The sequence below is a fragment of the Streptomyces sp. NPDC031274 genome (assembly GCF_055570235.1).
In genome coordinates this window covers 1-2,435 of the sequence record NZ_JBVIHP010000084.1, presented here as the reverse complement: position 1 = coordinate 2,435, position 2,435 = coordinate 1, and the positions used below count along the sequence as shown (strand labels likewise).

Below are 2,435 nucleotides of genomic sequence, written 5' to 3'. Positions count from 1 at the left end.
ATCGAGGCGGCGCTGCTCGCCCATTCCGATGTCCGGCAGGCCGTGGTGATCGCCCGCCGGCACACACCGGGCGACAGGCGGCTCGTCGCGTACGTCGTCGGGGAAACGTCCGGTCTCGACGCCGAGGCCCTGCAGGCCTTCGTCGGCGGGCGGTTGCCGGAGTACATGGTGCCGGCCGCGGTGGTGGAGTTGGCGGAGTTCCCGTTGACGGTGAACGGCAAGCTCGACCGCAAGGCGCTCCCCGCACCGGAGTACGCCACCGGCGCAGGTCGCGGTCCGGCGACGCCGGAGGAGGAGATCCTGTGTGCGGTGTTCGCCGGGGTGCTGGGTATGGAGTCGGTCGGGGTGGACGACAGCTTCTTCGCCCTGGGCGGGCATTCGCTGCTCGCGGTCCGGCTGGCGGCACGAATCCGCTCCGTCCTCGGAGTGGAGCTGCCGCTGCGGTCGCTGTTCGAGGCCCCGACGGTAGCGGAGGTGGCCGCGCGCCTCGCCGGTCCAGAGGCGGACCGGGCCCGGCTGGCGCTGCGGGCCGGGGTACGCCCGGAGCGGGTGCCGTTGTCGTTCGCGCAGCGGCGACTGTGGTTCCTGGCCCAGTTGGAAGGACCGAGCCCCACCTACAACATCCCCGTAATGATCCCGTTGAACGGCGTGGACGCCGGGGTGCTGGAACTGGCCTTCCGGGACGTGCTCACCCGCCACGAGTCGCTGCGGACGACCTTCCCTGCGGCGGACGGCGAGCCGTACCAGCAGATCCTCGCCCCGTCGGACATGGACTGGGAGCTCCAGGTCCTTCAGGCGGCGGACGGCGAGCTCGCCGGTCTGGTCGACGAGGCGGCGCAGCACGCATTCGACCTGTCGGCTGAACTGCCCATCAAGGCATGGCTGTTCCAGACCGGGGCGGACGAACAGGTCCTCATGATCGTCATGCACCACACCGCCAGCGACGGCTGGTCGACGGTGCCGCTCGCCCGGGACCTGTCGACGGCCTACGCCGCTCGACTGGAGGGAACCCCTCCCGACTGGGAGCCGTTGCCGGTGCAGTACGCCGACTACGCCCTCTGGCAGCAGGAGCTGCTGGGCGACGAGTCGGACCCGGAGAGCCTCCTGTCGCAGCAGGTGGAGTACTGGCGGCGGACGCTCGCCGGGGCGCCCGAGGAGGTGTCGCTGCCGGCCGACCGGCCGCGTCCGGCGGTGGCCGGCCATCAGGGTCATCGGGTGCCGGTGCGGATACCGGTCGAGGTGCACCGGCGGATGGTGGACCTGGCGCGGGCCGAGGGCGTGACGACGTTCATGGTCCCGCAGGCGGCGCTGGCGGTGACGTTGTCGCGGCTGGGGGCCGGTACCGACATCCCGATCGGGTCGCCGATCGCGGGTCGTACGGATGAGGCGTTGGACGACCTGGTCGGGTTCTTCCTCAACACGCTGGTCATCCGCACCGACCTCTCCGGTGATCCGGAGTTCCGGCAGATCCTGGGCCGGGTGCGGGAGGCGAGCCTGGGTGCGTTCGCGCATCAGGATGTGCCGTTCGAGCGGCTGGTGGAGGAGCTGACACCGTCCCGCTCCCTGGCCCGCCACCCCCTGTTCCAGGTGCTGTTGACGTTGCGCAATCTGGAGTCCGCGACGCTGGCTCTGCCCGAGGTCCGCGCGGAGCCGTTTCAGGGTTCAGGGAGTGCCGCGCGTTTCGACCTGGACGTGTCGTTGCACGAAGTGTTCGACGACCAGGGTCGGCCGGCGGGTGTCGGCGGCGGGATGACCGTGGCTGCGGACCTCTTCGAGCCGGAGACGGCTACCAGGATCGCGGACTGGTTCGTGCGTGTGGTGGATGTGGTCACTTCTGCTCCGGACATTGCTCTGCGTGCGGTGGAGGTGCTCGATGGGGCCGAGCGGGAGCTTGTGGTCGGGCAGTGGAATGACACTGCTGTGGCTGTGTCTGACGTGGGTTGGGTGGAGCGGTTTGAGGAGTGGGCGGCGAGGTGTCCGGATGCGGTTGCGGTGGTGGCGGCCGGTCAGGAGGTCTCGTATGGGGAGTTGAACCGGCGGGCGAACCGGTTGGCGCGGTGGCTGATAGCCCGGGGGGCGGGGCCGGAGCGGTACGTGGCCGTGGCCTTGCCTCGTACGGTGGAACTGCTGGTGGCTTTGCTGGCGGTGGCGAAGTCGGGTGCGGGGTATCTGCCGCTGGATACGGACTATCCGGCCGAGCGGCTGGAGTTCATGCTCGCGGAGACCGCGCCCGTGACGGTGCTGTCGTCCTCGCACGTGGCGGAGCTGGTGCCGGCCGTTGGCACATTGACGCTCTTGGACGATGCGGACACGGCCACTGAGATCGGGGCGTGTTCGGCGACGAATGTGACGGACGCGGACCGTCGGGCGCCGGTGGCGGGCGGCCATCCGATGTATGTCATCTACACGTCTGGGTCCACGGGGCGGCCCAAGGG

At 70.2% G+C, this 2,435-nt stretch carries 1 protein-coding gene; it reads left to right on the top strand.

Annotated elements, in window-relative coordinates; all coding sequences use genetic code 11:
• Positions 1-2,435 (top strand): condensation domain-containing protein (locus ACZ5CR_RS43640; protein ID WP_468868799.1); only part of this gene is annotated, 2,435 nt, incomplete at both ends.